The sequence below is a fragment of the Bradyrhizobium sp. BR 1432 genome (genome assembly GCF_051547705.1).
GTDB lineage: Bacteria > Pseudomonadota > Alphaproteobacteria > Rhizobiales > Xanthobacteraceae > Bradyrhizobium > Bradyrhizobium zhanjiangense.
In genome coordinates this window covers 210958-237304 of the sequence record NZ_JBPUGF010000003.1, presented here as the reverse complement: position 1 = coordinate 237304, position 26347 = coordinate 210958, and the positions used below count along the sequence as shown (strand labels likewise).

Below are 26347 nucleotides of genomic sequence, written 5' to 3'. Positions count from 1 at the left end.
AGTGGGCCTCCGCACATCCAAAGACGTCATGCCTAAAAATTCTGGCAAGCGTATTGTCGTCGATCCGCTGACCCGGATCGAGGGGCACATGCGGGTCGAGGTCAATGTCGACTCCGACAACGTAATCCGCAATGCGGTCTCCTCGGGCACGATGTGGCGGGGCATCGAGATCATTCTGAAGGGCCGCGATCCGCGCGACGCCTGGGCCTTCACCGAGCGGATCTGCGGCGTCTGCACCGGAACGCATGCGCTCACCTCGGTTCGTGCGGTCGAGAACGCGCTAAGCATCTCTATTCCGGAGAATGCCAACTCGATCCGAAACATCATGCAGCTCTGTCTCCAGGTGCACGATCATCTGGTGCATTTCTACCACCTTCATGCCCTGGACTGGGTTGATGTGGTCTCGGCGCTGAAGGCTGATCCGAAGGCGACCTCGGCGCTGGCGCAATCGATCTCGTCCTGGCCGTTGTCCTCTCCCGGCTATTTCAAGGACCTCCTGATCCGGCTGACGAGGTTCGTCGAGTCCGGTCAGCTCGGACCGTTCAAAAACGGCTATTGGGGCCACGCCGCCTATAAGCTGCCGCCCGAAGCGAATCTGATGGTGGTTGCGCATTATTTGGAGGCGCTCGATTTTCAGAAGGACATCGTCAAGATTCACGCCGTCTATGGCGGCAAGAACCCCCATCCGAACTGGCTGGTCGGAGGCGTGCCCTGCGCAATCAATATCGATGGCACCGGCGCGGTGGGCGCCATCAACATGGAGCGGCTGAACCTCGTCTCCTCTGTCATCGATCGCTGCATCGAGTTCACCGAAAAGGTCTACCTGCCCGACATCGTTGCGATCGGCTCGTTTTACAAGGACTGGCTCTATGGCGGCGGGCTCTCTGGCAGAAGCGTGATGGCCTATGGCGACATTCCGGAGGACGCCAACGACTATTCTGCGAAGAACCTGAAACTGCCGCGCGGCGTGATCATCAACGGCAATCTCAACGAGGTGCTGCCCGTCGACCATGCCGATTCCGAGCAGATACAGGAGTTCGTCACTCACTCCTGGTACAAATATGCTGACGAGTTCCAGGGGCCGGCATCCCTGGGACGGCATCACCGAACCGAATTACGTGCTTGGTCCGAATGCCAAGGGCACCAAGACGGACATCAAGGAGCTCGACGAAGGCGGCAAGTACTCCTGGATCAAGGCTCCGCGATGGCGCGGAAATGCCGTCGAGGTCGGGCCACTGGCGCGCTACATCATCGGCTGCGCACAGAACAAGCCGGAATTCAAGGAACCGGCCGAAAAGTTGCTCAAGACGCTAGGCCTGCCGGTTTCCGCATTGTTTTCCACGCTCGGCCGCACCGCGGCACGCGCGTTGGAATGCGAATGGGCGGCGCACCAGATGCGCTACTTCCAAGACAAGCTGGTCGCGCGCATCAAAGCCGGCGACTCCTCGACTGCCAATACCAACAAGTGGAAGCCGGAGAGCTGGCCGAAGGAGGCCAAGGGCTACGGCTTCACCGAGGCGCCTCGCGGCGCGCTCGCGCACTGGATCAAGATCAAGGAGACCAAGATCGACAACTACCAGTGTGTGGTGCCAACCACCTGGAATGGGTCGCCAAGGGATCCCAACGGCAACGGCGGCGCCTTTGAAGCGTCGCTAATGGATACGCCGATGGCGGACCCGGAAAAGCCTTTGGAGATCCTGCGCACGATCCACTCCTTCGATCCCTGCCTCGCGTGCTCGACCCACGTGATGAGCCCCGAAGGCCAAGAAATGGCAACCGCCAAGGTCAGGTAATGAGGGAGGAACGCCATGATTGATGTCGTAGCGCATCCGGCAGAAACCGAGCCGGCTCCCGCCGCAATCGCGGTCGATGCCGCCGGCGAACACGCCGCCGCTCAGCCCACCGTCTATGTCTACGAAGCGCCGGTGCGGATCTGCCACTGGGTGAATGCGTTGACGATCCTGGTGCTTATTGTGAGCGGTTATCTGATTGGCACGCCGCTGCCGACGGTCGCGGCGTCCGAAAACTTCGTGATGGGCGACATCCGGTTTGCCCATCTCGCGGCGGCGCAGGTGCTTGCAGTGTTCTTCCTTGCGCGCATCCTGTGGGCGTTGGCCGGGAACTACCACTCCCGGCAGATATTCTACGTTCCGGTGCATCGCAAGCAGTTCTGGAAGGGGATGCTGCACGAGATCCGCTGGTACGCCTTCCTGGAGCGAGAGCCGAAGATGTATGGCGGCTACAATCCGCTGGCGCAGACCGCGATTTTCACGGGCTTTACGTTGATGGGGGCCTTCATGATCGTCACGGGCTTTGCCCTCTATTCGGAAGGCGCCGGGATCGACAGCTGGCAGCACCAGCTGTTTGGCCAGGTGTTCGCGATCTGGCCCAACAGCCAGGATGTGCGCACTTGGCACCATCTTGGCATGTGGGGGCTGATCATATTTTTGATGTTCCACATTTACGCCGTCGTTCGCGAAGACGTCATGACGCGCGAGGGCATCATCTCCTCCATGATCTCGGGTGCGCGTCAGTGCCGGGACCCGGAGGGCAGCAGGCTTATGCCGACATGTTTACAGTCAAGGCGTGTCCTGGTGCTCGGAATCGGTAATATTCTTTGGGCAGATGAAGGCTTTGGGGTGCGAGCGGTGGAAGAATTTCATCGCCGCTATGCCGTGCCCCATAACGTCATCATCCTGGACGGGGGCACGCAGGGGCTCCAGCTTGTGAATTATCTTCAGGAATCTGACTGCGTGATCGTATTCGACGCGATCGATTATGGCCTGGAGCCTGGACAGTTGAAGCTCGTGCGCGACGAGGACGTGCCACGCTTCACCGGCGTTAGGAAGATGAGCCTACATCATACCGGTTTTCAGGAAGTTGTCAGTGCATGTGACCTGCTCGGACATTGCCCGAAACATCTCGTGTTGATCGGCTGCCAGCCGCTTGATCTCGAGGACTGGGGTGGGCCCCTGACACCGGCCGTGCGTAATCAGATCGACCCTGCGGTCGAGCTTGCCAGCTCCATTTTAGCAGCGTGGGGAATTCAGGTGACGCCGCGCAGCACACCGTTACGGGAATCCGAGTGGTTGCTCGCCAATGGTATCGATCACCTGCATTACGAGATGAGAGTGCGGACCTGAATGGCCATCAAGGTGTCGGAGACATGGCAGATGTGTCTTGGTTTGCCAATGACGATTATCGAAACCGACGGTATCTCTGCGCTTTGCGAATTTCGCGGCAAACGGCGGCGTGTCTCGGTGCTCTTGCTCTCCAGTCCGTCTCCCCGCACCAAGGTACTTGTCCATGTCGACACTGCGATCCGCCTTTTGGATGATGAGGAAGCGCAGCAAATTGGCAATGCTATTGAAGCCATCGGCGCAGCGATCAACGGCGAGGATTGCGATCGCTTCTTCGCCGACCTGATCGACCGCGAGCCGACATTGCCTGAGCATCTCCGGCTCCACAAGGCCTGACCAGCTTCGACATTCCATGACAGACCGCGTGACAAGTACTGGTGAAACGACCAGCGAAGCTCCAAAACAAGCTCTGATCCAAACTGTCAGCTGTTCATGAGCGCGAATGTTCCATCTCGAGAGCTTCGTAGCATAACTAATCTGGCTCAGATCTGGAGGATTGATGGAATTTGAGCACGGGACGCCGGATCTCTCACGACGCAGCCCTTCCGTGCTCGATAAGAGCCCCGCCGGTCGTTCTCAAGCCGCGCCCGGTGAGGCGGGTGCGATCGACCGCACGTCGACGCCGATCAGCCGCCCCCGCGACGCAGTCGTAGCAACCGTCGTCACATACCAAAGGTCACAGGATATCGGGCCATGAAGACGAGTTTCCGGACAACGGCTGAAGACAAGGAGCAGCCAATTTGGGCCCAGATGAATCCCGATGCGGCTGCTGGCGCCCGGAGCGCCGCTGGCGCCTTGGCAAAACTTGCAATGCTCGACAGTGCCGAGCTCGCGAAGAGCTGCTCGAATGGGGTCGAGCTCCTGTCGAAGATGGCTGACGCCATCGCGAGCCAGAAGGCAGACGCGCCGACGCGGTTGTTCCGGCTTGGCGATCTGGAAGCTCTCGAACGCAAGCTCGTCGCTGACGTGATCGGCGAAGGCGAGGTGACCGGCCTCGTCGCCCTGCCGGATGGATCGGTGGTGCAGATCCAGGAAGCGGCGCTTGCAGGCCTCTGGCGTGTGCGGATCAAGACCGACACTCTGCACGAATATCTTGAGGTCGGCGCGATTCCGGAGATCATCAAGCGCGCGGCCACGGACCTGACAGCCGCGGACATTGAGATCAGCCGGCCGCCGGAGGGCGCCATGAACGTGCTGCCGGTGCTAGCCGAGATACGCGAGCATGCGCTCGCCTGGCGGCCCGGTATCCCCTCGCAGATCATCAATTTCACGCTTCTGCCGATGAGTCCGGTCGACTTAAGCTTCCTGCATGAGACGATCAGAAACGGACCAATCCAGCTCGTCTCGCGCGGTTACGGCACCTGCCGCGTGCTTGCGACCGGAATCCGCAATGTCTGGTCGGTGCAGTTCTTCAATGCGATGGACGCGATCATCCTCGACACGATCGAGATCGGCGGTGTGCCGACGGTTGCGGTCGCGGCCGATGAGGATTTCGAGGACTCAGCCGAACGACTCACGGAGATCATCGAGGCCTATTTCAAATGAGCGGATTCGAGAATGTTGGCTTGCGCCAGAATGTCACTGAAGTCACGCGGCTAGAGTGCGGCATCTGCTGGATCGTTTACGATCCCGTCAATGGCGATGATGTGGCGCGGATCGCGCCCGGCACGCCGTTTTCCGCGCTGCCGGAGGATTGGCGCTGCCCGAATTGCGATGCCTCGAAATCGAAATTTATGGCGATCTGAGTCATGGTGCCTGACACGCAAACGCTCACGGCTGACGCCGATCCCCGGCGCGAGCGAGTTGCTGACGCCTATCGCGCGACCGGCCTGCGCGCGATGCGCGATGCATCGATCCGCTATGACGCACTGGGTGTGGAGGCGGTCGGCTTCCGCCCGTTCAGCACTACTATCATTGGCATCATGGTGGCGCCCGGTTACACGAACGCCGTAATGCCGCGGGATGAGATCACACGTGCAGCTTCCGGATCGAGCCTGCTCGTGCATCTGCCGACCGGAACCATCGAGCTCGCGCTCAGCGAGGTCGCGCTTATCGCGAGCTGCTCGCTGTTCTCCCCGATGTTCGACTATGCGGACTTGGCCGTCGCGCGGGCGGCGGAGGGTGGGCGGGCCGAGCTGAGCCTGCCGGCCGACTGTGAGGAAGCCGTCTGTTGCCGTGCGCCCGCGATAGGTCGGATCGTAGGGCGTAACTTCCTGCGCGGTGTCCTGACGGAGCTGCGCGCATGAGCTTGGTTTTTCGCAACGAGATCGACATCACAGTGTGGCTCGCCGGGCGCACCATCGCCGACGTCGCGATCTTGCCACGCAGCCGGCCGCCCGTTATACGCCTGTTTGCGGGCAAGCCGGCCTCGTCGCTGCGCTCGGTGCTGCCCCGGCTGTTCTCGCTTTGCTCGGTCGCCCACCAGGTGGCCTATCTGTCGGCGGTCGAAGCTGCGCGGGGTGAAGGCGCCGCTGCAGATACGGTGCAGCGCCGCGTCATGGTGGTCATCGCGGAACGATTGGCTGAATTGTTACGAGGCCTGTTCGTAGGGCGGCTTGCGTCCGACGGCACCAGCGCCGTGGCCGTGCGCGTCCTGATGCAAGCAGTCACCATTCTTGCCGGTGTTGCCAGCGAAGGCGCATGGGGAATAGCGGGGCGTGAGGCGGTGTCGCAGATCAGCTCCGCGCTGAGTGCGCTCGGGATCATTCGTGAAGATCAACCTCCTCGGCCAGGCAGTGCACTGGCTGCGCATCTCGCGAACTTAAATGGTAAGGCGTTGTCACTTCCGGCCGCAGAGCAATCATTCCTGTCGGCTGCTGACGACCTGGACGTCGTTGTCAAGTTGCTCACCGAGGGCGTGAGCTTTTCCGACGCGCCCGAACTTCACGGTCGGATTCCGGAGACCGGCGTCTGGGCACGCAGGGCCGACCGCGCGCCGATGCTGCCGCCGCACTCAGGTCCAGCCGGGCGCCTCAAGGCCCGGATCGCCGAAGTGGCTCGTCTCTTGGCCTGGCTCGATGACGGCGAGCGGGAGTTTGAAGGCGGCGTTATCGCAAGCTATGGCCTCGGCCCACGGCGGGGGGCGGCCGCGGTCGAATCTGCACGCGGCCGGCTTTACCATGCCGTCGAGCTCGACGACGACGACCGTATCGTGCGCTTCGAATACTTGGCGCCAACCGAATGGAATTTTCACGCCCGCGGACCACTGGTCCGGAGCCTCAAGGGCTCACTGCTCGCCGCCGGCCGGCCCGGAGAGGTCGCGGTTCGTACCCTCGTCGGGTCGTTTGACCCTTGCGTCGGCTTCAATCTGACCTTCCGCGAGGTCCGCCATGCATGAAATGGCGCTATGCGAGGGCATCATCGGGATCGTCGAGGAGGAGGCGCGCAACCGTCCGTTCTCGAAGGTGAAGGCCGTCTGCCTCGAGATCGGCGTGCTCGGTCACGTCGCACCGGAAGCGATGAGATTCTGCTTTGAGGCTGTTGCCGCGCGGACCATTGCGCAAGGTGCAAGGCTCGAGATCTTCGAGATGCCCGGGATCGCGTGGTGCATGGCCTGTTCGAAGAGCGCCAAGATCAGGCAACGTTACGAGCCATGTCCATCCTGCGGCAGCTACCAACTGCAGGTGACTGGCGGTGAGGAAATGCGCGTGAAGGAATTGGAGGTCGACTAATGTGTACGGCTTGCGGTTGCAGTGACGGGAAGACCATCGTCGAGCATGCGCATGATCACGATCATAAGCATGGCAACGACGTCATTCATCCCCATCATGGTGGCGAGCACGGTCATCGTCACGATCATCAAGCCAGCGCTCATATGCGTGACAACGTCGGACCTCTTGATTGCAGCACGAATCCGGCGGATCAGCAGATAGCCCGCATGAGCAGTGACCGTATCATCCAGGTCGAGCGCGACATTCTTGGCAAGAACGATCGTCTCGCCGCCGACAACCGCGCCCGCTTCCGCGCCGACGAAGTGCTTGCCTTCAACCTTGTCTCGAGCCCGGGTGCTGGTAAGACGTCGCTGTTGGTCCGCGCCGTGTCCGAGTTGAAGGGCAGCTTTCCGATCGGCGTGATCGAAGGTGATCAGCAGACCTCCCGCGACGCGGAGCGCATTCGCGCCACAGGCCTGCCGGCCATTCAGGTCAATACCGGAAAGGGCTGTCATCTCGATGCTGCCTTGGTCGGTGAGGCCTATGAGCGGCTGCCTTGGCTGGGCGGTGGCATTCTCTTTATCGAGAACGTCGGCAATCTCGTTTGTCCCGCGGCGTTCGATCTCGGCGAAGCCTGCAAGATCGTCGTATTCTCGACTGCCGAGGGTGAGGACAAGCCGCTGAAATATCCTGATATGTTCGCGGCCTCATCGCTAATGCTGATCAACAAGATCGATCTCGCGACGGTACTCGATTTCGATCTCGCCAGAACCGTCGAATATGCCCATCGGGTCAACTCCAAAATCGAGGTCCTGACGGTGTCGGCGCGCACAGGCGAAGGGCTTCCGGGTTTCTATGACTGGATCCGCAAGCAGGCGTTCAGAGCGAAACCGGCCGCAAGGACTGCGGTAGAATGACGGTCGGCGAAGCCTCAGCGCCGTACGGACGGCGGCTGCGCCTGCATGTGCGTGGCGCCGTGCAGGGCGTCGGCTTTCGTCCCTACATCTACCGTCTCGCCATGCGCTACCGTCTCGGCGGCTTCGTCGCCAATGATCCGCATGGCGTCGTCATCGAGGTCGAGGGCGAGCGCGCATCCGATTTCGTGACCGCACTGCCCCTTGAAAAGCCGCCGCTGGCGCGGATCGACAAGATTTCGGTGCAGCCGATCAGCGCAGTGGCGAGCGAGGAGTTCTGCATCCGCGCCAGCGAGCAGGGCAGGGTGTCGACGCGGATCGTCGCCGACGCTGCAACCTGCCCGGAGTGTCTGGGTGAGCTGTTCGATCCGGCCAGCCGCTTCCACCTTTATCCCTTCGTCAACTGCACCCATTGCGGTCCACGCTACACCATCGCCGAGCAGCTCCCCTATGACCGCGCGGCCACGGCAATGAAGCGCTTTGTGATGTGTGAGGCCTGCGCCGCGGAATATGCCGATCCCGCCAGCCGCCGGTTTCACGCCGAGACGATTGCCTGCCCACGATGCGGCCCGAGACTTAGCCATGCCGTCCCGGATATCGCCGCCGCCATTGCCAAGGGCATGATTGTCGCGATCAAAGGACTCGGCGGCTATCAGCTCATCTGTGATGCCCGCGACGACGAGGCCGTAGAGCGCCTGCGGCAGCGCAAGCAGCGCGATCAAAAGCCCTTCGCCGTCATGGTCGGATCGCTGGACGCGGTTACCGAGATCGCCGCAGCCGATGCTGCCGAGCAGGCGCTGCTTCAGACGTTAGCACGCCCGATTGTGCTGATGACGTCGCGTCATCGTCTCGCGTTTGCGATCGCGCCGGAGCTGTCGCGGGTCGGCGTCATGCTCCCGGTTGCGCCGTTGCACCATCTGATCTTCGATGCGCTGAATGTGGGCCATCCGCGAGACGCCGAAAGCTGGGCGATCGTCACAACAAGCGGCAATCTCGGCGGCGAGCCGCTTCTGATCGACAACGATCAGGCCACGCGACGGCTTGCCGGCATCGCCGATCTCGTCGTCACCCATGACCGCGACATCGTCACTCGCGCCGACGATTCCGTCGTATCGGTCGTGACGGGCCGCACGCAGTTCATCCGTCGCGCCCGCGGTTACGTCCCCGAACCGGTCCGCCTCGCGCGATCCGTGCCGTCGATCCTTGCGGTTGGCGGCGCCCTCAAGTCGACCGTGACGGTTACGCGCGGCAACGAGGCCTTCGTCTCCCAGCACATCGGCGATCTCGATACTGCGGAAGGGATCCGCTTCTTCGAGGAAACGGTGGGGCATCTGCTTACCACGCTGGATGTCAAGCCGGTCGTCGTGGCCCGTGACCTGCATCCGAACTTCGGCTTCGTCCCGCTTCGCCGAAGCGAGCGGGACAAGGCCGGTCGCGGTCCAGCATCACCACGCCCATGCGGCCTCCGTGATGGCGGAACACGGTATCGAAGGGCCGATGCTGGCGCTGGTGCTCGACGGATCCGGCTATGGCAGCGACGGCGGCAATTGGGGAGGCGAACTGCTGCTGTGCGAGCGCGCGCACTTCCGGCGTCTGGGTCATCTCGCACCGCTCAAGATGCCCGGCGGGGACCGCGCAGCGCGCGAGCCGTGGCGGATGGCTGCGAGCGTGTTACATAGCCTGCACCGCGGCGAGGACATTTCGCGCCGCTTTGCGGCGCAGCCGCATGCAAGGCATCTCTCTGCTTTGCTCGATCGGCGCGACTTGCCGGCGACAACGAGCGCTGGACGGCTGTTCGATGCGGCGGCAGGGCTGCTCGGGCTTTCCGCGGTGCAGAGCTACGAAGGCGAGGCCGCGATGAAGCTGGAAGCACGTGTTCGCCAGCCCCGTGTTGCGCAGGACGGCTGGGTCGTCGAGAATGGCGTTCTCTCACTCTTCCCGTTGCTCGAAAGGCTGGCGAGCAACGGGCTGGAGCCGACCGAAGGCGCTGAGCTCTTCCATGGCACGTTTGCCGCCGCCTGCGTCGAATGGATCGTTCGCGCGGCGCAGCAGACCGGTATACCGATCGTGGCCTTGAGCGGCGGCTGCTTCCTCAACGCGATCCTGTGTGCCGAGATTGAGCGGGGCTGCCTCGCCGCGCATCTCGCGCCGCTGCTACCCCGCCAGGTGCCACCGAATGACGGAGGCCTAAGCCTGGGGCAAGCCTGGATTGCCGCGCTCCGCTTGGAACACAACGGCCAGGGAGCCGTCTGATGTGTCTCGCTATACCAGCAGAGGTGACAAAAATCTTGCCAGACGAAATGGCTGTCATCTCCATGGACGGTGTCAGCAAGAAGATTTCGGTCGCCCTGATCGAGGATCTCGCCGTCGGTGACTACGTGATCATTCATGTCGGCTATGCTCTCGCCAAGATCGATCCTGAGGAGGCCAGACGGACATTGGACTTGTTGCGCGAGCTCAGCGCCGATGAACAAGGGCCCATGCAATGAAATACGCCGACGAGTTTCGCGACAAGGAGATCGCGTTGGGGTTGGCGAAAGCGATCCGCGCCGAGACCGATAAGGCAAAACCCTATCGCTTTATGGAATTCTGCGGCGGCCATACGCATGCGATCTCGCGCTATGGTCTCGAGGACGTGCTGCCGACCAACGTTCGGCTGATCCACGGTCCGGGATGCCCGGTCTGCGTGCTGCCGGCGGGGCGTATCGATATGGCAATCCGTCTCGCGACGCGGCGCGAGATCATCCTGTGCGTCTACGGTGACCTGTTGCGCGTGCCGGGTTCGCAAGGCATCTCGCTGCTAAAGGCAAAGGCCCGCGGCGCTGATATCCGCATGGTGTATTCCAGCATGGATGCCATCGCGATCGCAGAGGAGAATCCCTCGCGCGAGGTCGTGTTCTTCGCCATCGGCTTCGAGACCACGACGGCGCCGACGGCCATCATGGTACGTCTGGTCGAAAAGAAGCAGCTTTCGAACTTCAGCGTCTTCTGCAACCACGTGCTGACGCCGCCGGCGATGAAGAACATTCTGGAAGGCTCCGATATCCGCGATAATGGCCAGGTCGAGATCGACGGTTTCGTAGGGCCGGCCCATGTCTCAACCATCATCGGCACGGAGGCTTACGAGGTCTTCGCAGAGGAGTTCAAAAAGGCGGTCGTGATCTCCGGTTTCGAGCCGCTCGACATGATGCAGTCTATCCTGATGCTGGTCCGGCAAATCAATGAACGTCGCCATGAAGTGGAAAACCAGTATCGCCGCGCGGTGACCCGCGACGGCAATCTGCGCGCCAAGAAGGAGATTTCCGACGTGTTCGAGCTGCGAGACCGGTTCGAATGGCGCGGACTCGGTCAAGTCCCCTATAGCGGGTTGAAGCTGAAGCGCGCTTACGCCATATATGACGCGGAGATGCGCTTCGATATGCAAGAGCTTTGCGCTGCCGACAATCGGGCTTGTGAATGTGGCGCCATCCTGCGCGGCGTAAAAAAGCCGGTGGATTGCCAGCTGTTCGGGACGCTCTGCACACCGGAAACGCCGATGGGATCCTGCATGGTTTCCTCGGAAGGCGCCTGCGCCGCGCATTGGACCTATGGCCGTTTCCGCCATCACAGACAGAGGCGAGCCTCATGAGAGGCCATCAGCGCAAGCTCGACGTCGAGAACGGCTGCATCGACCTGTCTCACGGCTCCGGCGGCCGTGCGATGACGCAGCTGATATCGGGACTCTTCCACGAGGCTTTCGGCAATGAATGGCTGGCGCGCGGCAATGATCAATCGGCCTTCGATGTCCGCGCCGGGCGCATGGTGATGACGACCGATGGCTACGTCGTCTCGCCAATATTCTTCCCGGGCGGGAATATCGGTTCGCTGGCCGTGCACGGAACGGTCAACGACATCGCGATGGCCGGAGCGCGACCGCTTTACCTGTCCGCGAGTTTCATTATCGAGGAGGGGTTTCTCTTCTCCGACCTCAAGATGATCGCCGAATCCATGGGGGAAGCGGCACGATCGGCCGGTGTCCACATCATCACCGGCGATACCAAGGTGGTCGAACGCGGCAAAGCCGACCGCCTATTTATCACGACAGCTGGCGTCGGTGTGATCCCTAACGGGCTCGATCTCTCCGCAGAAAACGCGCGCGTCGGGGACCGCGTGCTGATCTCTGGCACGCTCGGCGATCATCGGAATCGCCATCATATCCAAGCGGCAGAACCTGGCTTTTGAAACCGAGATCGTCTCAGATTCGGCCTCGCTCCACGATCTCGTCGCGAAGATGGTGCAGGCCGGCGGCGGCGGCATCCGCCTCATGCGTGATCCGACCCGCGGCGGGCTTGCCGCAACACTCAACGAGATTGCCGAGCACTCGGAGCTGGGCTTTCGCTTGCAGGAAGAGGCGATTCCGGTGAAACCGGGCGTGGCGGCTGCCTGCGAGCTCTTGGGACTTGATCCGCTCCACGTTGCCAATGAAGGCAAGCTGGTTGCGGTCGTGTCGCCCGACGTCGCCAATGCCGTGCTCTCTGCCATGCAGGCGCATCCGCTCGGCCACGATGCCGCCGACATCGGCGAGGCGATCGCGGATGACCATCACTTCGTGCAGATGGCGACCAGTTTTGGCGGGGGCTGCATCGTCGATTGGCTGTCGGGCGAGCAAATACCACGTATCTGCTGAGCCTCGGGCATGCAAAGATCGCAACGTCGCGGTCGCACAGAATCGACTAAGGCACGTTGACTCGCGGCATGGATTCGGTCGCGCGCGGCACGAAAGCGTCTTGGTGCCGGCCCCGTGCCGCCAACATGATTGCAAATGCCGCAATGAGAAGTAGGAGCCTACGCATTCGAAGAGTTATTCCAGAAGCTGCATCGTGATTACAAAGCTCATAGCATTCTGCGTTGAATGAAGGCTGAATAATATTGGCCCGCAAAGGCTCGATGTTATATTGGAGAGCTGCTGCATGCTCCTCAGCATCGATTTTCTTTGCTCGCGCCGCAAGACGGCAAGCCCGTCCCGGATCACGCCGGATAACCGCATGTCTTCGTAGAAACTGCAGGATTATTTGCGCCGGATTCGAGTAATGATTGATGTACAGGCGTCGACCGGAAGCCCCGACCGCGCGCTATCCCTCTTGCTGTGCAAGCGAGGGCTGTATAATCGAGCATTTGTGACCTTATTTCCAATCATCTGCTGGCGCTGACCATGACGGGCCTTGCGCTGCTCTGCTCGAGCCTGCTCGCCTTTGTCTTCACTTGAAGTCAACGTATCGTTCGGCGCGTTGTGGCTTCCGGTTAGGCTCGGCAAACGGTGGTTAGTTCGATTGGCCAAGATCATAAGACGCAGGTTGGATCAGTTAGCTTAGAGAAATTAGGTCGGACAAGTGTGTCCATGCGCTATTGTCGCTTGTTTGTTATTGTGCTCGTAGTCTCCAACGGAGGCAAGCGCGATCGTCGCTCCGCGGGATCGGTCTGGAACGGGAAACGGGTCGACAAAACGTTTATTGCTGGGCGTATCTGGGGATATCTGGGTAGTTGCCAGTTCTCGAGCTATAGCCCAGCGCATCAGGCGCAGACGCTTATTGCGATATAATCCCGTCTACGCTTTGGAACAGTGCAGATCGCACTCCCGCTGATGGTTCCGCAACGGTGCTGCGGAGAGCGCTGAAACCTTGCCGACCAAAGCGGCGCTGCGCGATCCGGATGCTCGTGAACGATCGCCGCAATCAGATAGCCGATAAAATGCGGCTATCCACCATGAGCACCGGCGTCGATAATACAGATAATACTGGCGATTGCAGCCACGTTGGCACCGAGATGTCGCGTGCGGGGCCCGTCAACACCATCACTTCAAGAGGGCCAACAAGTCCCCAAGACGCTGCGGATCTATCTCGGAGCGTCATCGGCGATATCGGCCTCAAGATTGAGAACGACGGCGGACACCAAGCTGTGTTCGCTTGCGCGGCCGTGCGCTCGCGGCTATTCCAGAGATCAACTATCTGTTTCAACGCGTTGGCTTGATTGACACACACATCGGCGGAAGCGGCGAACGTCAGATTGCTCGGGCTGAAAGGCCTCAACTAGAATCGGCAGGGCGCTCCCAGGATCGCTGTTGCCACATACGAAGATATCAGCGGCCGCGTAGGACCTCTCAGGCCAAGTATGCAACGCAATGTGCGATTCGGCCAACAAGGCTATAGCGGAGACGCCGTGCCCCGGACAGAATTTATGAACATGAAGGTGGAGTAACGTCGCCCTCGCCGCACGGATGGCCTTTCGGATTGCATCTTCCGCAATGGTCGGATCGTCGAGATTCTTCGCTCCCCACAGGTCGACAATCATATGCGTTGCACCGGAGGACGAAGCCGCTGGGGCATCCTTCTGTTATCAAGGGCATTCTTCTTGCTAACAATAGTCACTAAGAAATCTCCATTGAACTATCGGCCCATTAAGCTGAGCTGTTCGGGATTTAGAAGAGAAGGTGACGAGCTGGCATCAGTGATGGCGTCGCGAATGAAGCAAGCGGCGTGCCGCTGGAAATTGAGGAATTTCCGGTTATTCATACCGGCTGCAAGTGTCGAGTTGTCGACAATGGTCTTAAAGCTGACAATCACTCTGTAGCGTCCGACAGTATGCTGCATAGCGAGAATCCGCCCTCTCGCTGCAGCAGAAGGACTTTTATTGGCCTTCAGAATTTCGATCTCACCTACGAAACTGTGAAAGCCAATCGGTATCACTGAGAACGGAGCCGGTCTGGACGCTGGGCCCGTCTACCCGCACAGTGCTCGAGCCGGCTACGCCGCGGCTATCGAAGCTCGGCTCGTGGGGAAATCGTCACCATCGATCACTCACGCAACGCAGCTTACCACGCACGCGCGATAATAACACTCCGGCTCCGGCCTCGTCGTAGTGCTAAGCGGACTTGCCGCAATATCATTTGTACCGGTTCTGCTGTAGGCGACCAGACGGAAGCTGCTTTGACGCGCAAAAGGAATAGTCGAGCATGCATTTCGTGAAAGCTAAGCGGCACCGACGCGACACGAATGCGAACATCGGCAGACACCACGGACCACCCCGCCGTAGATGGCTCCGCCGGCGCGATTTGTCATGCTGGCCATAGCTATCGTATTGCGAAGGGAGCAAATGTTCGAGCGCTTAACGACTGTCTCTCAACGACTACGCAACCAACACAGGCCTCGCGGAAAAGGATCACGCGCCTCAGCCTTGGTACTGGCACAGTCGAAGTCATCGCTTGCGGCCGCAGGCAAACTGCAGCCCGTCGAGCATCAAGTTTGCCTTTCACGCCAAGACCACCAAGCCATAGTGCAGGTACCTACAAATATAAGAAATGACAACCCGGAACGAATCTCCGGGCGCGCTGATTTGCGGGTCCAGCGGACCATCGCGTGTCTACTACAAGATCCGGTAGGTGCTAACACCAACTTGGGTCCCTAACGTCCCACCCTGTTCCCCTTCTGATCATCGAGGAAAATGTGGACGCAAAGGACGAGAAGATAACAAAACCGGCAAAACGGCACGCTATGACTGGCAGAAGCAGGGTGGCTACGCAATGTACGCCCCGTTCAGGATCCTCGGTCTTCTGATTTAAGAGCCGCACAGGGCGACGAATGGCGGGAGGCGTATGCCTACAGAAAATCGGTCAGGCGAAGATCTGCTTGTGGAACATCAACACATCGACCCGATCATTGCGATCGATTGCCTTGCAAGGTCGGATCCGGAGAGGGTTGCGCTGAGGTACGGCGCCGACGCACTCACCTACAAGGCGCTGGGATTAAGATCGGATGCCCTCGCAAGGACGTTGCGAGAGCATGGCACTCACGGCGCGGTGGTCGGCTATTGGGGTAATCGAGATCTCGACTGGGCGACGGCGGTAGTCGCAATTTTGAAGGCGGGATCAACGTACCTGCCGCTCGATCCATCGTTACCGGCGTCCCGTACATCATTCATGATCGAGCAAAGTCGCTGCGCTCTGATTATTGGCCCAGATCAGCTGGATTCGCTTAGCCTTTTCCCGGCCGGCAGCAAGGCCATCACGCAATTCGTCGCAATAGGGGCGGCGCTGCGCGAGGTCCAAACTTCGTCTCTTGTGCCATCATCGAGCGACGATGGACTTGCCTACGTTCTGTTTACGTCTGGTTCGACGGGCCGACCCAAGGGCGCAATGATCGAGCGCTCGGCCTTAAACAATCATTTGATGGCAAAGATTGACGCTCTAACCCTCACTCGGACGGATTGCGTCGCGCAAACGGCGTCGCACTGCTTTGACATCTCGCTGTGGCAGCTTCTGGCAGGACTTTGCGTCGGAGGCTGTATTGCACTCATTGACGATGCGACGGTGAGATCACCAGTATATCTTCTCCAAGCACTTCAAGGATACCGCGTAACGGTTGTTCAATTCGTTCCGTCGATGCTTGCAGTATTTGTTGAATATCTGCAGTCGCTTGCGCCGGCTGAGCGAGAACTGGACAGTTTGCGGATTATTTCTACCGTCGGCGAACCTCTTACACCCGGACTGGTGCGCGCGTGGCTTGCCTTATATCCTAGGATTCCCATTCTCAACCACTACGGGCCGACTGAGTGCGCGGACGGTGTTACGCATCATTTGCTTTCCATCCCGCCTGCGCTAGCCGACACTTATGTGCCAATCGGCAAACCGATTTCTAACCTTGAAGTTTATGTCGCGGACGGATCGCGGCTGTGCAACACGGGAGAGGTCGGCGAAATCTGTGTTAGCGGCGTTGGTGTCGCTGCTGGTTATGTCAACGACCAGGACCGCACCAAAGAGTGCTTTGGGCCAAACCCGTTCTCAAACGCCCCTTCGTTCCAGCGCCTATACAGGACAGGTGATCTCGGGCGCGTTCGTTCCGATGGCCTCTTGGAATGTCTCGGTCGACGGGACCGTCAGGTCAAAATTCGCGGGCACAGAATTGAGCTGGGAGAAATCGAGGCCCGCCTCTCCGCTCATCAATTGGTGCGCGGCGCCGTCGCGGTCGCCTCCGTCTGCGCAGGCGTAAAGCTTACGGCGAGAGACATAGCCAGGACCGAAGGGGAAACAGGATCGAGGCGAACTCATCGCGTATGTATTGGCTCCGGCTGAAGTCGGGGAAGGCGAGCTCCAGAACTTTCTTGCCGAAGCGCTTCCTACCTACATGGTCCCAGAAAGAATCATCCACATCGGCAGTATTCCACTGACGAGGAACGGAAAAGTCGATTTTGGAGCGTTGCCGGACCCGACCAGTATTCGCCCTGCATTGCCGACGCCATTCGAGGAGCCGCAAACAGAGCTTGAGGCCCAGCTGTGTCAAATTTGGTCCGGCATTCTGCGTATCGAGAAAATTGGCGTGAATGACGACTTCATAAGCCTCGGCGGAGAACTCTCTTAAGGCAATGCTCATATTGGGTCAGCTCCGAACTCTGCTCGGTGTAAGAACGGATTTCAGGCTGGTTGTGAATGGAACGATCCGATCGCTCGCAGCATCGATCGCGGCCCGAGTCGACTCGAAACCGTGCACAGCCCCGACGTGCGGTCAGCTTACGCGTTCGTCCCTGACGCGTGTTCAGGAGCACTTATGGTTTCTCTCGCAGCTCGACCCTTCCGCCAGGAACTACATCATTCAAGGAGGCCTGCGAATAAAGGGCATCATCGATCTGGCCGCGTTCAATCGCGCGTGGATCGATGTCGTTCAATCCCATCAGGCACTTTCGGCACGCTTCATCGACGAGGACGGTCCGGTTCAGCTTTTCGATACTCCGCAATACGCAAGTCTTGAATTGACTGACGCAGATCATCTCACGGCTCAGGAAGCTGAGGAGCTGATCGCACAGTTACGGCGAAAAGAGCTGAACGGCAGCTTTGATCTCAATCAAGGCCATCTGTTTCGCGCGCGCATGATCCGTTTTAGCCCAGACAACCATCTCATACTGATCACCGCTCACGAAATCATCATCGATGCCTGGTCGATATCCGTCTTGCTCAGGGACCTTCGACAAAGGTATGTCGAGGCCGCCGCATTCTTGCCAGAGAACCGCGTGTCTCTCTCGGCCTACGCGGTCTGGGAAACACAACAGATTACTCCGGAGTCGCTTGCCAACCAACGTAGCTATTGGCGTCGTCAGATTGGTGATGATCCGCCGGTTCTTTCGCTTGGAAGCGGACGAGCGCGGCCGAAAACAACTTCCTACCGCGGCGACTCCCATGCGGTCCTGCTTGGCAGCGAGCTCTCCAAGCAGGTACGGGAGTTTGCACGCCAACATGGGTGCACCACGTCGGCAACGCTACTTGCATGCTTCAAGCTGCTGCTGCGGATGTATAGTGGTCAGGACGATATTATCGTTGGCATACCGCACGTCGTAAGGGATCAACCTGGCAGCACCGAAATTGTTGGCTTTTTCCTGAATATGCTGCCAATCCGCGCCGCGATCGATGTCGGCCAGTCCTTTGCGGTTCATGCCTTGCGCATCCAGGGCCTGGTCAGCGACGCAATCGCAAATTCAGCATATCCATTCGGCTGGATGGTAAGGGATGCCCGTCTATATCGCGAAGCGGGGCGATCACCGATTTTCCAGGTCATGTTCAACATGTACTCCGAGGCCACGGAGCCGCCTGGCCAAGATGGGTTGAATCTCACATTCCGCGAGTATGAGACTGGCTACGTAAAATTCGATCTGACATTGTACGCCCAAGATCAGGGCGAAGAAATTGCTCTCCAGCTAGCGTATGCGGAAGACATATTTTCAAGCGATCTGATCGTCCGCATGGCCGACAATCTGCGCTGCCTGATTGCAGCCTGCATTGAGAACTCGCTCGCGCCCATTAAAGATCTGAGCTGCCTCAGCTCGTCAGACGTCATGATGCTGGACTCGCTGAATGGCTCGGCGCAGCCATATGAGGCTGAATGTTCGCTTGTCGACGCGTTCGAGCAAATCAGCGTGTCTAATCGAAGCCGGGTGGCATATTTTGGCGATTTCGGCGAGATCACATTCGGCGACCTGCGGGATCGCGTAACAGTTATCAGATCGCTGCTACGAGCTTCGGACGTCGGGGCCGGCGATATGATCGCCATGCTGGTCGACCGGTCGCCCGACGTGGCCGCTGTTATTCTTGCTGCACGAGCCTTGCAGGCCATTGTTGTCCCTATATCGCCCGATTATCCGCGTGATCGGATCGAGAACATCTTGCGAGATAGTCAGGCTAAACTTTTAGTTCACGCAAATCCCGCTGAACTCGGCTTCGACGTGTCGTCGGTCTGTCTATTGACCCTAGAACGATCCAGCGTGCCCGCTCACGATTGTGAGTGTAGCGACAAACCATCAGATCATCCGGGAATTGCAAGCCTTATATACACGTCGTCCTCAACCGGGAAGCCGAAGGGGGTTCTTATACCGGAATCAGCAATTCTCAATCGATTGAATTGGATGTGGCGACGCTTTCCCTTCGACACCACCGACGTTATGGTTATCCAGAAGTCCGCATCACTCGTTGCGTCCGCTTGGGAGTACTTTGGAGGGCTTCTGAAGGGCGTGCAGACGCTGATCCTAACCCAAGAGCAGTTGCTGGATCCAGATCTGTTGCTATGCGCGTTGGTGAGACATCGCGCGACACGTTTATTTTCCTCGCCGCCCCTACTGTCCGGTGTCATTGCTTCCCAAGAACGGCACTGGCGACCGACCGCCTTACGGCTGGTCACAAGCAGCGCTGAACCGATGCCTCCTTCGCTCCCCGTTCGCTGGCGTGCGTATTTTCCGGGCGTTCCGTTGTGGAACTTCTATGGTGCGACGGAATGTGCATCGAATGCAGCTGTCTACGAAACATCGGATGTCTACGACGCCTCGTCGCTTGTTCCCGTTGGACGCCCAATCGACAACGTCAAACTCTACGTGCTCGATGCCCAGCTGAATCAGAGTCCCTGTGGGGGCTTCCGGTGAACTCTGCATCGCCGGACGCTGCGTGTCTGCCGGGTACTGGCGGGATCAAGATCGGACCAGCTGCTGTTTCGTGCCGAATCCGTATGATGACGGCCAATACAGCGTCCTATATCGAAGTGGCGATATCGCACGCATCTCAACCAGCGGCGTGCTCGAGATTTGCGGCCGATCGGACAACCAGGTCAAAGTACGGGGCTTTCGCATCGAGTTGGAGGAGGTTGAGGCAGCCCTTCAGTCTCATCCGGCAATCACAAAGGCCGCGGTCGTGGCGGAAGGCATGGATAACCATCGTCGCTTGATCGCGAGCGTGGTTGCGGCTCGCGACAGTCTAAGCTCTGGAGATATCGTCACCCACCTGCGCCACACATTGCCATCCTACATGATACCAGCAGCCTTCCGTTTGGCTGATAGCATCCCCCTTACGGCAAACGGGAAGGTAGATCGTTTTCGCCTGTCGTCCATTTCTTACCGCGACGTCGAGCCAGTTCCATCTGCTGAGCCCCGCACGGGGAAGGAGCGTATTCTTGCTGGAATTTGGCAGGATCTCTTCGGCGCCAAGTGCGTCGGAATCGATCGGAGCTTCTTTGATATCGGTGGAAATTCTCTTCTCACCGTGCGATGCGTCACGCTAGCGCGCAAAGCCGGGCTGAATCTCACTGTCGACCAACTTATCGAACACCGACCATCAGGGAGTTGGCGGCAGACGAAGCGGTGGTTACACTCCATACCGTCCCCTCCGCGGATGGCTCATTGCCAGTCGCGCCCGCAATCTCATCTTGGAACCGTGTTGCCCGCTTCGATGAGCATTTCAACATCGGCGATCTGTTCTTTTTGCCCGCCGGCATCCTAAGCGTCCGAACGCTGGAGCGCGCCCTTGCCCATGTCATAGACAGGCACGAAGGCCTTCGTCTCCGTATTGCCCGATCTGCCGATGGCCTACGTCTGACAATTGGAACTAACGTGGCCGAACGCCCCGTGGAAGAGATCGATCTTGTTGGGATGCCCGACCTACAGCAGCGTAGGACAATCGAGAGCATCTCAGCAAGACGTCAACAGATGTTTCGGTTTGACGGCCAGACGCCTCTTGTTAACGTCACGGCGTTCCGCACAGGAAAAAGCGGTGATTGCTATTTGCTGGTCCTGATGCATCATTTTGCAGCGGACGGGATAGGTTATCGACTGTTCCTGGAAGCATTGGATGCGGCGTACAATGCCGTTGCCTCGGGTCATACCGTGAGTGGTCCCGAGAACATACAAATGCTCTCTCCATGGTGGAAGCGCCTTGAGCAGTATGCGAACAACGAAGCGCCAGCCGAACTCAAATACTGGGAGAGGATTGGCTACGATCAGTTCAATTTTCACGTCAGCGACACGTCATCAGGCGGCGCGACCTTCTCGAAAGTGACCGCGAGAGAACTTCACAATGCGAGGCTTGAAGGTCGCATGGACGAAGCGAACAGCCGATCGCTTTGGGAAGATCAGGCCAAGTACCATCTCGAGCTTGACAAAGAAGCGACAGCTGATCTCCTCAATATTGCAGCCAGAGTGGCACATTGTCAGGACGTTGATGTTCTTCTTGCCGCCATATCTGGTGCCTTTGGACGCGTTTTCGGCAACTACTCGCTCTGGATTGATAGCCTTACCTCAATCCGAGGTCGGCTGTTTGACGATTTCGATCCATCTCAGATCATCGGCCATATCAGCGAGCTCGTCCCGCTTCCCTTGATTCTGACCGGAACAGAGCAGCGTCCCGATCGCGCTCGTTCAATATACCGCCAGCGCAATGCCCTGCCGCGCGGGGATTGGGGTTTCGGGCCATGAAATTCCTAAACCGAGATCCAGCCGTGCGGAGCCGGATCGATCGGCTGCCCTTACCCAGAATTGGATTGAATTATCGAGCTGGTGTGCAGCGCCATTTTCCACGCCGTCTCCTAGACAACGAACCATCTCGATTATGGATCGGCGAAGACATGGATGAAGCATCCGTGATTCACCTCTTCTGGTTCGACGTCGGATATCAAGCCGGCCATCTGCAGATTGAAGCGAGGTATGATTCAACCCAAGTTGGTTACCAGGTGACCCGAGAGCTTTGCACCGCGTTGCAACAGGAGCTGTTGCAGACGATTGGCGAATTCGGAAGAGCTCGCGACACTTTCACATGAATGAGCCCGATACGGAATTTGTCGTCGAGAGCGATCGCGATGTGACGCCAAAGAAAAGGCAGCACATCGATCTATCGGACCCCAATCTCTCGCGCCTCATCCTTCGGCTCGCCATTCCCTCTGTCGTCGGCTTATCGATCAATGCCTTACAGCAGATCGTCAACGCGATCTTTGTGGGTGCACTTGGCGCGCAGGCTATCGCAGCCGTCAGCATGGCCCTGCCAATCGTGGTCCTACTAGCGAGCAGCCGGACAGGGGATCGGTGTTGGAACGGCGTCGCTCATATCTCGTCATCTTGGCGCTGGTGATGACCTGGAGGCGAGTCGAGATGCGAGTACCGCACTTGCGCTCGCCGTTCCGATCGGTATGGCGGTCACCGCCGCTCTGCTTCTAAACCTACGAGAGATCTTCGTAATCCTCGGGCAACTCCAACCATCATGCCCATGGCAGTCGATTACGCCGCGACGCTTTTGTTCGGGTACACCCTGATGCTACTAAACATCGTCAATGGATTCATTGTCAGAGCCGAAGGCAATACGCGTTTCAGCATGTGGACGATGATTACTGCCTTCATACTGAACGCTGTGCTTGATCCGGTGTTCATATTCCTACTGGACCTCGGTGTGCGAGGCGCAGCCCTCGCTACGCTGGCATCTCAGATCGCTGCTATTAGTCTCTATATTGCTCATTTTGCGAAGATACGCGGGGTGATCCTTGTCAGGATGTCACACGTCTCGTTGGGGGCGGGCCGAATCAGACAGCTTGCGTTCATTGGGGCGCCGGCGTCCGCGACCAGTATTTTATCTGCTATTGCCGTTATGCTCTTGAACAGAGCCGCTGCGCCGTTCGGAGACGAGTCCATCGCGGCCGTAGGAATAGCCGTGCAAATCTTGACGATCGGCGCACTGCCTATTACCGGCTTCTGTATAGGTTCTCAAGCTATCCTCGGTTTCAGCTGGGGGGCACGCAACTTTGCACGCGTATTGAAGGCTGCGAAGTTCATGCTCTCCATAACTGTCGCTTCTTCCATTGCGTATTCTGCGGCTGTTGTGATCTTTGCGCGACCTTTGGTCAGGCTGTTCAGCGATAGCGATAAGGTTACGGAAATTGCCGTCTCGACCTGCATCGTCTTCCATCTTTTTTTGGACTGTTTGGCATTGAGAGTTTTGTGACGACGATGCTTCAGTCGTTCGGGAGAGCACGCCTCAGTGCGGTGGTGTCCTTCGCGAGGCAGGGTTATCTCTTCATACCGGCCGTACTGGTGTTCCCGGTCATAGCGGGTTTCAAGGGAGTGTTGGCCAGTCAAGCAATCGCTGAGGTGGGCGCCGGCATGATCGCACTATTTGTCATGTCCCACCAGTTCGCTGAGCTCCGACGAGCGCTCCCGCTCCCTACCGGCGTCACTGAAACCGCATGACGAGCTCGTCCCCGGGTCTTGATCGCCAAGGGGGAGCTGCCGATCTTACGACGCAATCGGGTTTGAAGCGCGATTCCGTCTCGGTGAGCGGTTGGCAGCGGCCAAAGGGAATATGCCCCCAACCTCTGATGACCGAAAAGCCAGTTTCCTCGAAGCGATCAACGCGGAGAATCCAACCTGGCAAGATCGGCCGCTTCGTACTTGCTTAGAAAATCTTCAATCGTTAGCTTGCGGAAATCTTGCAGCGCCGCATGCAGGCGATGGTGATCCCAGTCCCACCACGCAAGCCTGGCGAGCCGCCCGGCGATCTCCTCCGAGAATCGGGGCCTGACCAGGCGGGCCGGATTGCCCGCCACGATCGCGTAGGCCGGCACGTCTTTGGTAACGATTGCACCGCCTGCGACCACGGCACCGGTGCCGATGTTGCGGCCTGGAAGTACGATTACGCCGTGACCGATCCAGACATCGTGACCGATCTGGACCTGATGTTGCCTCAGCTGCGCGGCGGGATGGACGGTCGGTTGGACTGAAAGGGATTTGGCGGTCATAGCTGCTCTGCAAATGAACGGTGGGCGCTTGTTTTGAACGGGTTGATCATGATTTTCGGACTGGTCGATACTGTTTTGCTGGAATCTGAAGCAGCAGGGCACTGCCGACATCCAGCATCGCCGGGACGCAGGCCGCCAGCATGACCTCAGTCCCTGTCGAAAACACTATCGGCGAGGAGTTCAGTTGGATTGCGCTCCGCCACGATCTGTCCCTTCTGGACGAAATGATGGCTAGCCCCAAGCTGATCAGGGCGAGAAGCGCAATGGAGTTGACCACCGCGAAGCACAATATGACGAACTGGTCCATGATCTATCTCGGCTTGCGAAAACGGAGACGGGCCGGTGGGCGGCGGCGCCGGCAAATGTGCGGCGCCGCGGGCCCAGCCACCTAGATCTGCGGCATCAGAAAATCGGTCTGATTGGGATTGGTGAAGACGTTGCACTTGCCGCCATACGTGTCCGGCGGAATCTGCTCCTTCTTCTCGATCAGGCTCCAGACACGGTTCTTGACTCTGATGATGTGAACGTCCTGAGTCGTGTTGTGGGTAGGGCCATTCGTGGTCATCACTCCGGCCGGGCCTTCCCACCGGATGCCGCTTTCGAGAGCCGCCAGAACCGGCTCCCGCTCGAAGCCGCCGGCACGTTTGACGGCTTCAGCCCAAAGCATGACGCCGCTGTAGCCGCCAAAGACTTCACCGTTGATGTAGGGGTGGCTCTTGCCGGCTACGGCTTCGACCTTGGCCAGAAATTCCTTGTTCTTGGGCGTGTCGAGCTCCTGGAAGTAATTGTAGGCGACGATCACCCCGTCAGTTTCTTCCGGAGCAAGGACTCGTGCTCATTGCCGGCGGCAAACACGATCGAGATGATCGGGATCTTGGTCAGCATTCCGGCCGCTGCCCGCTGCCGGTAGAACGCCATGGCAGGGCCGCCAACGAGACAGGAATGGCGATATCCGGCTTTGCGGCCTGGATTTTGGCGATGGCCGCGGTGAAATCCGTGACATCCAGCGGGTAGTAATCATCTGCTAGCACTTGGCCGCCTTCGCGCTTGGCCATCACGTGGTTCCAGATGCCGAAATTGCGTGGCGCGTTATAGTCTGACGCGATGTAGTAGAGCTTCTTGCCGAGATTTTTGAATGACCATTCGAGCAGCGGCACCACCTGCTGGTTGCCCCCCGTGTTGACACAGAACGTGTTCTTCTCGCAAAGCCCGCCTTCGTAGAACGAGCCGTAAATGAACGGTATCTTGTACTTGCGTAAGACGGGGCGTGTGGCCTCGCGCGCGGCCCCGCTAAGCGCGCCTTGCACCATGACGACCTTGTCGTTCAATGCCGCCTTCTGCGCATATTGCGGATATTTGTTGATGTCGGACTGGCCGTCATAGACCTTGAGTTCGACTTTTTTGCCGAGCAGGCCGCCGGCGGCATTGATCTCCTCGACGGCCACCACCTTCATGCACAAATTAGAAGGGACGCCATAGATATCCAGCGCTCCCGACAAATCGTGCAGGGAGGCGATCGCCACAGTGTCAGATGCGGCGATCGCGCGGCCGGAAAATGAGCCGGCGATGGATGCCGCGCAGAGCGCTGCGCTAGAAAATCAAGGGAATAGTGTTCGCCCTTAGAGGGATATGAACATATCCTGAGCTTTTTGGATAGTTCGCGCATTCGTCTTTGGATGTCGAGGAGTTCGCCGACCTTGCGTCAAATTGCTTGGACATGCGTGTGGGGCGGCTCGCATCCCTTGAGCTGGCGATACCTGCTCGATCGCATTAGGGTCGGCACTGTAGGGCGGCAGGAAGAGTAAATGCGCTCCTCTGGCGCAGATGGCGTTTGCAATGTCGCGCGGTAGAAGAGGATGGTATGGGCGAGTTGCCGGTTAGAATACATCGGGATTCTGGAAGGACTTGCCAAAACTCTATGCGACAGACGAAAATGTTCATCAGCCAAGTACGCTGCCGTCGCAGTGACCTTGCCGGCGCATCGAGTTCAGGATCGGCCTAGTATCCGGCTTACGGCCCAGCTCCAGTGGACAGCTCGATCAATGTAGCTGCCTTCAGCCTTCCGACTCCGGCGCCAACAGGCCAGGAACAATTTTTAGAGGCAATGCGCTTGCATGCCGTGCTGTCGAGCGCATTTCGCCGGAGACGATTTTTTTCCTTTACGACGTGAACCATACCGCGACTTTGCTGTCATCAGACCAGCAGGATTGAGCGCTTCCGCGCCACCTGAACTCCATAACGCTGCATCGTGATATGCGGGATGGCTGCTGTTGCCATCAGCTCGACCAGCGTCAGGACCTGCAGCGACGAGGGGCTCGGGAGCAAGATCAAGGCAAGCTTCCGCGCCAGCGACTGCACCCACGGTGCATGCCGCATCTGGCGTGACCTGCTGACCCCCAACAGAAGACGCACGCATCTTGCCCCTGGCGGAACTCGGAATAGCGTCGTCGTCAGGTTCTCGACAGCTATCACCCATAGCTGGGTCTCCAGAGGCGGTCATAGCTGCCGATCGCAAGGAAAGAACATGGAGCGCGGTTGGGGTGCTTGGATACGGCATGTTGGGACGTTCACTGCGTATTGGGCTC

Annotated in this window: 22 protein-coding genes and 8 pseudogenes; 23 read left to right on the top strand and 7 right to left on the bottom strand. The window is 58.9% G+C overall.

The features are described from left to right. Nucleotides 1–28 precede the first annotated feature (28 nt). The 14 genes and pseudogenes from ACSKB8_RS01355 to hypE all read left to right on the top strand — a co-directional run bounded on the left by ACSKB8_RS01355 (nt 29) and on the right by hypE (nt 12370). Nucleotides 29–1793 (top strand): annotated as a pseudogene (locus tag ACSKB8_RS01355) (nickel-dependent hydrogenase large subunit). 15 nt (nt 1794–1808) lie between these two features. Continuing rightward, nucleotides 1809–2543 (top strand): annotated as a pseudogene (gene cybH / locus ACSKB8_RS01350) (Ni/Fe-hydrogenase, b-type cytochrome subunit); the annotation flags it as partial. Nucleotides 2544–2561: 18 nt separating this feature from the next. Continuing rightward, nucleotides 2562–3143 (top strand): HyaD/HybD family hydrogenase maturation endopeptidase, encoded by a 582-nt coding sequence (locus tag ACSKB8_RS01345; protein ID WP_438110312.1) that lies wholly within the window; start codon nt 2562–2564, stop codon nt 3141–3143. 30 nt (nt 3144–3173) lie between these two features. Beyond that, nucleotides 3174–3476, top strand: coding sequence for a HypC/HybG/HupF family hydrogenase formation chaperone (locus ACSKB8_RS01340; protein ID WP_438110310.1), 303 nt, complete (start codon nt 3174–3176; stop codon nt 3474–3476). Nucleotides 3477–3833: 357 nt separating this feature from the next. Beyond that, nucleotides 3834–4685, top strand: a complete 852-nt coding sequence (locus tag ACSKB8_RS01335; RefSeq protein WP_438101981.1) for a hydrogenase expression/formation C-terminal domain-containing protein — start codon at nt 3834–3836, stop codon at nt 4683–4685. After that, entirely contained in the window at nt 4682–4885 is a 204-nt protein-coding gene (locus ACSKB8_RS01330) for a rubredoxin (protein ID WP_438101979.1), read from the top strand. The genes ACSKB8_RS01335 and ACSKB8_RS01330 overlap by 4 nt, the downstream gene beginning before the upstream one ends. 3 nt (nt 4886–4888) lie before the next feature. Further along, entirely contained in the window at nt 4889–5386 is a 498-nt protein-coding gene (gene hybE / locus ACSKB8_RS01325) for a [NiFe]-hydrogenase assembly chaperone HybE (protein ID WP_438101977.1), read from the top strand. After that, a complete protein-coding gene (locus ACSKB8_RS01320; protein ID WP_438101976.1) occupies nt 5383–6477 on the top strand; it encodes a hypothetical protein in 1095 nt (364 codons plus the stop codon). Before hybE ends, ACSKB8_RS01320 begins: the two co-directional genes overlap by 4 nt. Beyond that, complete coding sequence (gene hypA / locus ACSKB8_RS01315) at nt 6470–6811, top strand: hydrogenase maturation nickel metallochaperone HypA (protein WP_438101974.1); 342 nt, start codon at nt 6470–6472, stop codon at nt 6809–6811. The genes ACSKB8_RS01320 and hypA overlap by 8 nt, the downstream gene beginning before the upstream one ends. Next, entirely contained in the window at nt 6811–7707 is an 897-nt protein-coding gene (hypB, locus tag ACSKB8_RS01310) for a hydrogenase nickel incorporation protein HypB (protein WP_438101973.1), read from the top strand. The genes hypA and hypB overlap by 1 nt, the downstream gene beginning before the upstream one ends. Then, nucleotides 7704–9957, top strand: a pseudogene (hypF, locus tag ACSKB8_RS01305) (carbamoyltransferase HypF). The gene hypB and the pseudogene hypF overlap by 4 nt, the downstream one beginning before the upstream one ends. Continuing rightward, nucleotides 9957–10193 (top strand): HypC/HybG/HupF family hydrogenase formation chaperone, encoded by a 237-nt coding sequence (locus tag ACSKB8_RS01300; RefSeq protein ID WP_438101971.1) that lies wholly within the window; start codon nt 9957–9959, stop codon nt 10191–10193. Before hypF ends, ACSKB8_RS01300 begins: the two are co-directional and overlap by 1 nt. Beyond that, nucleotides 10190–11332 (top strand): hydrogenase formation protein HypD, encoded by a 1143-nt coding sequence (hypD, locus tag ACSKB8_RS01295; protein ID WP_438101969.1) that lies wholly within the window; start codon nt 10190–10192, stop codon nt 11330–11332. Before ACSKB8_RS01300 ends, hypD begins: the two co-directional genes overlap by 4 nt. Then, a pseudogene (hypE, locus tag ACSKB8_RS01290) lies at nt 11329–12370 on the top strand (hydrogenase expression/formation protein HypE). Before hypD ends, hypE begins: the two are co-directional and overlap by 4 nt. A 1310-nt stretch (nt 12371–13680) precedes the next feature. Here hypE and speD read toward each other — a convergent pair. Continuing rightward, nucleotides 13681–14031 (bottom strand): adenosylmethionine decarboxylase, encoded by a 351-nt coding sequence (gene speD, locus ACSKB8_RS01285; protein ID WP_438101967.1) that lies wholly within the window; start codon nt 14029–14031, stop codon nt 13681–13683. 95 nt (nt 14032–14126) lie between these two features. Beyond that, the gene (locus tag ACSKB8_RS01280; RefSeq protein ID WP_438101965.1) at nt 14127–14330 is read right to left on the bottom strand and encodes a hypothetical protein; all 204 of its coding nucleotides are present in this window, start codon (nt 14328–14330) and stop codon (nt 14127–14129) included. A 1001-nt stretch (nt 14331–15331) separates the two neighbouring features. Here ACSKB8_RS01280 and ACSKB8_RS01275 point away from each other — a divergent pair. From ACSKB8_RS01275 to ACSKB8_RS01235, 9 genes and pseudogenes are all read left to right on the top strand, one after another. Continuing rightward, nucleotides 15332–16807 carry an amino acid adenylation domain-containing protein gene (locus tag ACSKB8_RS01275; RefSeq protein WP_438101963.1) on the top strand — a complete coding sequence of 492 codons (1476 nt, stop codon included), beginning with the start codon at nt 15332–15334 and terminating at the stop codon, nt 16805–16807. Next, nucleotides 16794–17093: a hypothetical protein gene (locus tag ACSKB8_RS01270; RefSeq protein ID WP_438101961.1), complete on the top strand. Its 300-nt coding sequence runs from the start codon at nt 16794–16796 to the stop codon at nt 17091–17093. The genes ACSKB8_RS01275 and ACSKB8_RS01270 overlap by 14 nt, the downstream gene beginning before the upstream one ends. Before the next feature lie 4 nt (nt 17094–17097). Further along, nucleotides 17098–19635 carry a non-ribosomal peptide synthetase gene (locus tag ACSKB8_RS01265; protein WP_438101960.1) on the top strand — a complete coding sequence of 846 codons (2538 nt, stop codon included), beginning with the start codon at nt 17098–17100 and terminating at the stop codon, nt 19633–19635. Next, nucleotides 19619–20257: pseudogene (locus ACSKB8_RS01260) on the top strand (AMP-binding enzyme); the annotation flags it as partial. The gene ACSKB8_RS01265 and the pseudogene ACSKB8_RS01260, both read left to right, overlap by 17 nt. A 71-nt stretch (nt 20258–20328) precedes the next feature. Next, on the top strand, nt 20329–21456 hold the full coding sequence (locus tag ACSKB8_RS01255; protein WP_438101958.1) for a condensation domain-containing protein: 1128 nt from the start codon (nt 20329–20331) through the stop codon (nt 21454–21456). Between the two features lie 149 nt (nt 21457–21605). Next, on the top strand, nt 21606–21797 hold the full coding sequence (locus ACSKB8_RS01250; RefSeq protein ID WP_438101956.1) for a hypothetical protein: 192 nt from the start codon (nt 21606–21608) through the stop codon (nt 21795–21797). Then, complete coding sequence (locus ACSKB8_RS01245) at nt 21794–22105, top strand: hypothetical protein (protein WP_438101954.1); 312 nt, start codon at nt 21794–21796, stop codon at nt 22103–22105. Before ACSKB8_RS01250 ends, ACSKB8_RS01245 begins: the two co-directional genes overlap by 4 nt. After that, nucleotides 22056–22336 (top strand): annotated as a pseudogene (locus tag ACSKB8_RS01240) (MATE family efflux transporter); the annotation flags it as partial. The gene ACSKB8_RS01245 and the pseudogene ACSKB8_RS01240, both read left to right, overlap by 50 nt. A 9-nt stretch (nt 22337–22345) precedes the next feature. Next, nucleotides 22346–22969: an MATE family efflux transporter gene (locus tag ACSKB8_RS01235; RefSeq protein WP_438110308.1), complete on the top strand. Its 624-nt coding sequence runs from the start codon at nt 22346–22348 to the stop codon at nt 22967–22969. Between the two features lie 403 nt (nt 22970–23372). On the opposite strand, the pseudogene ACSKB8_RS01230 reads toward ACSKB8_RS01235, so the two are convergent. From ACSKB8_RS01230 to ACSKB8_RS01210, 5 genes and pseudogenes are all read right to left on the bottom strand, one after another. Continuing rightward, a pseudogene (locus ACSKB8_RS01230) lies at nt 23373–23708 on the bottom strand (chloramphenicol acetyltransferase); the annotation flags it as partial. Between the two features lie 100 nt (nt 23709–23808). Then, complete coding sequence (locus ACSKB8_RS01225; protein ID WP_438101952.1) at nt 23809–24069, bottom strand: hypothetical protein; 261 nt, start codon at nt 24067–24069, stop codon at nt 23809–23811. An 81-nt stretch (nt 24070–24150) separates the two neighbouring features. After that, a pseudogene (locus ACSKB8_RS01220) lies at nt 24151–24576 on the bottom strand (ABC transporter substrate-binding protein); the annotation flags it as partial. A gap of 64 nt (nt 24577–24640) precedes the next feature. Beyond that, nucleotides 24641–25285: an ABC transporter substrate-binding protein gene (locus ACSKB8_RS01215; protein ID WP_438101950.1), complete on the bottom strand. Its 645-nt coding sequence runs from the start codon at nt 25283–25285 to the stop codon at nt 24641–24643. 670 nt (nt 25286–25955) lie between these two features. Further along, nucleotides 25956–26138, bottom strand: coding sequence for a hypothetical protein (locus tag ACSKB8_RS01210; protein WP_438101949.1), 183 nt, complete (start codon nt 26136–26138; stop codon nt 25956–25958). Nucleotides 26139–26347 lie beyond the last annotated feature (209 nt).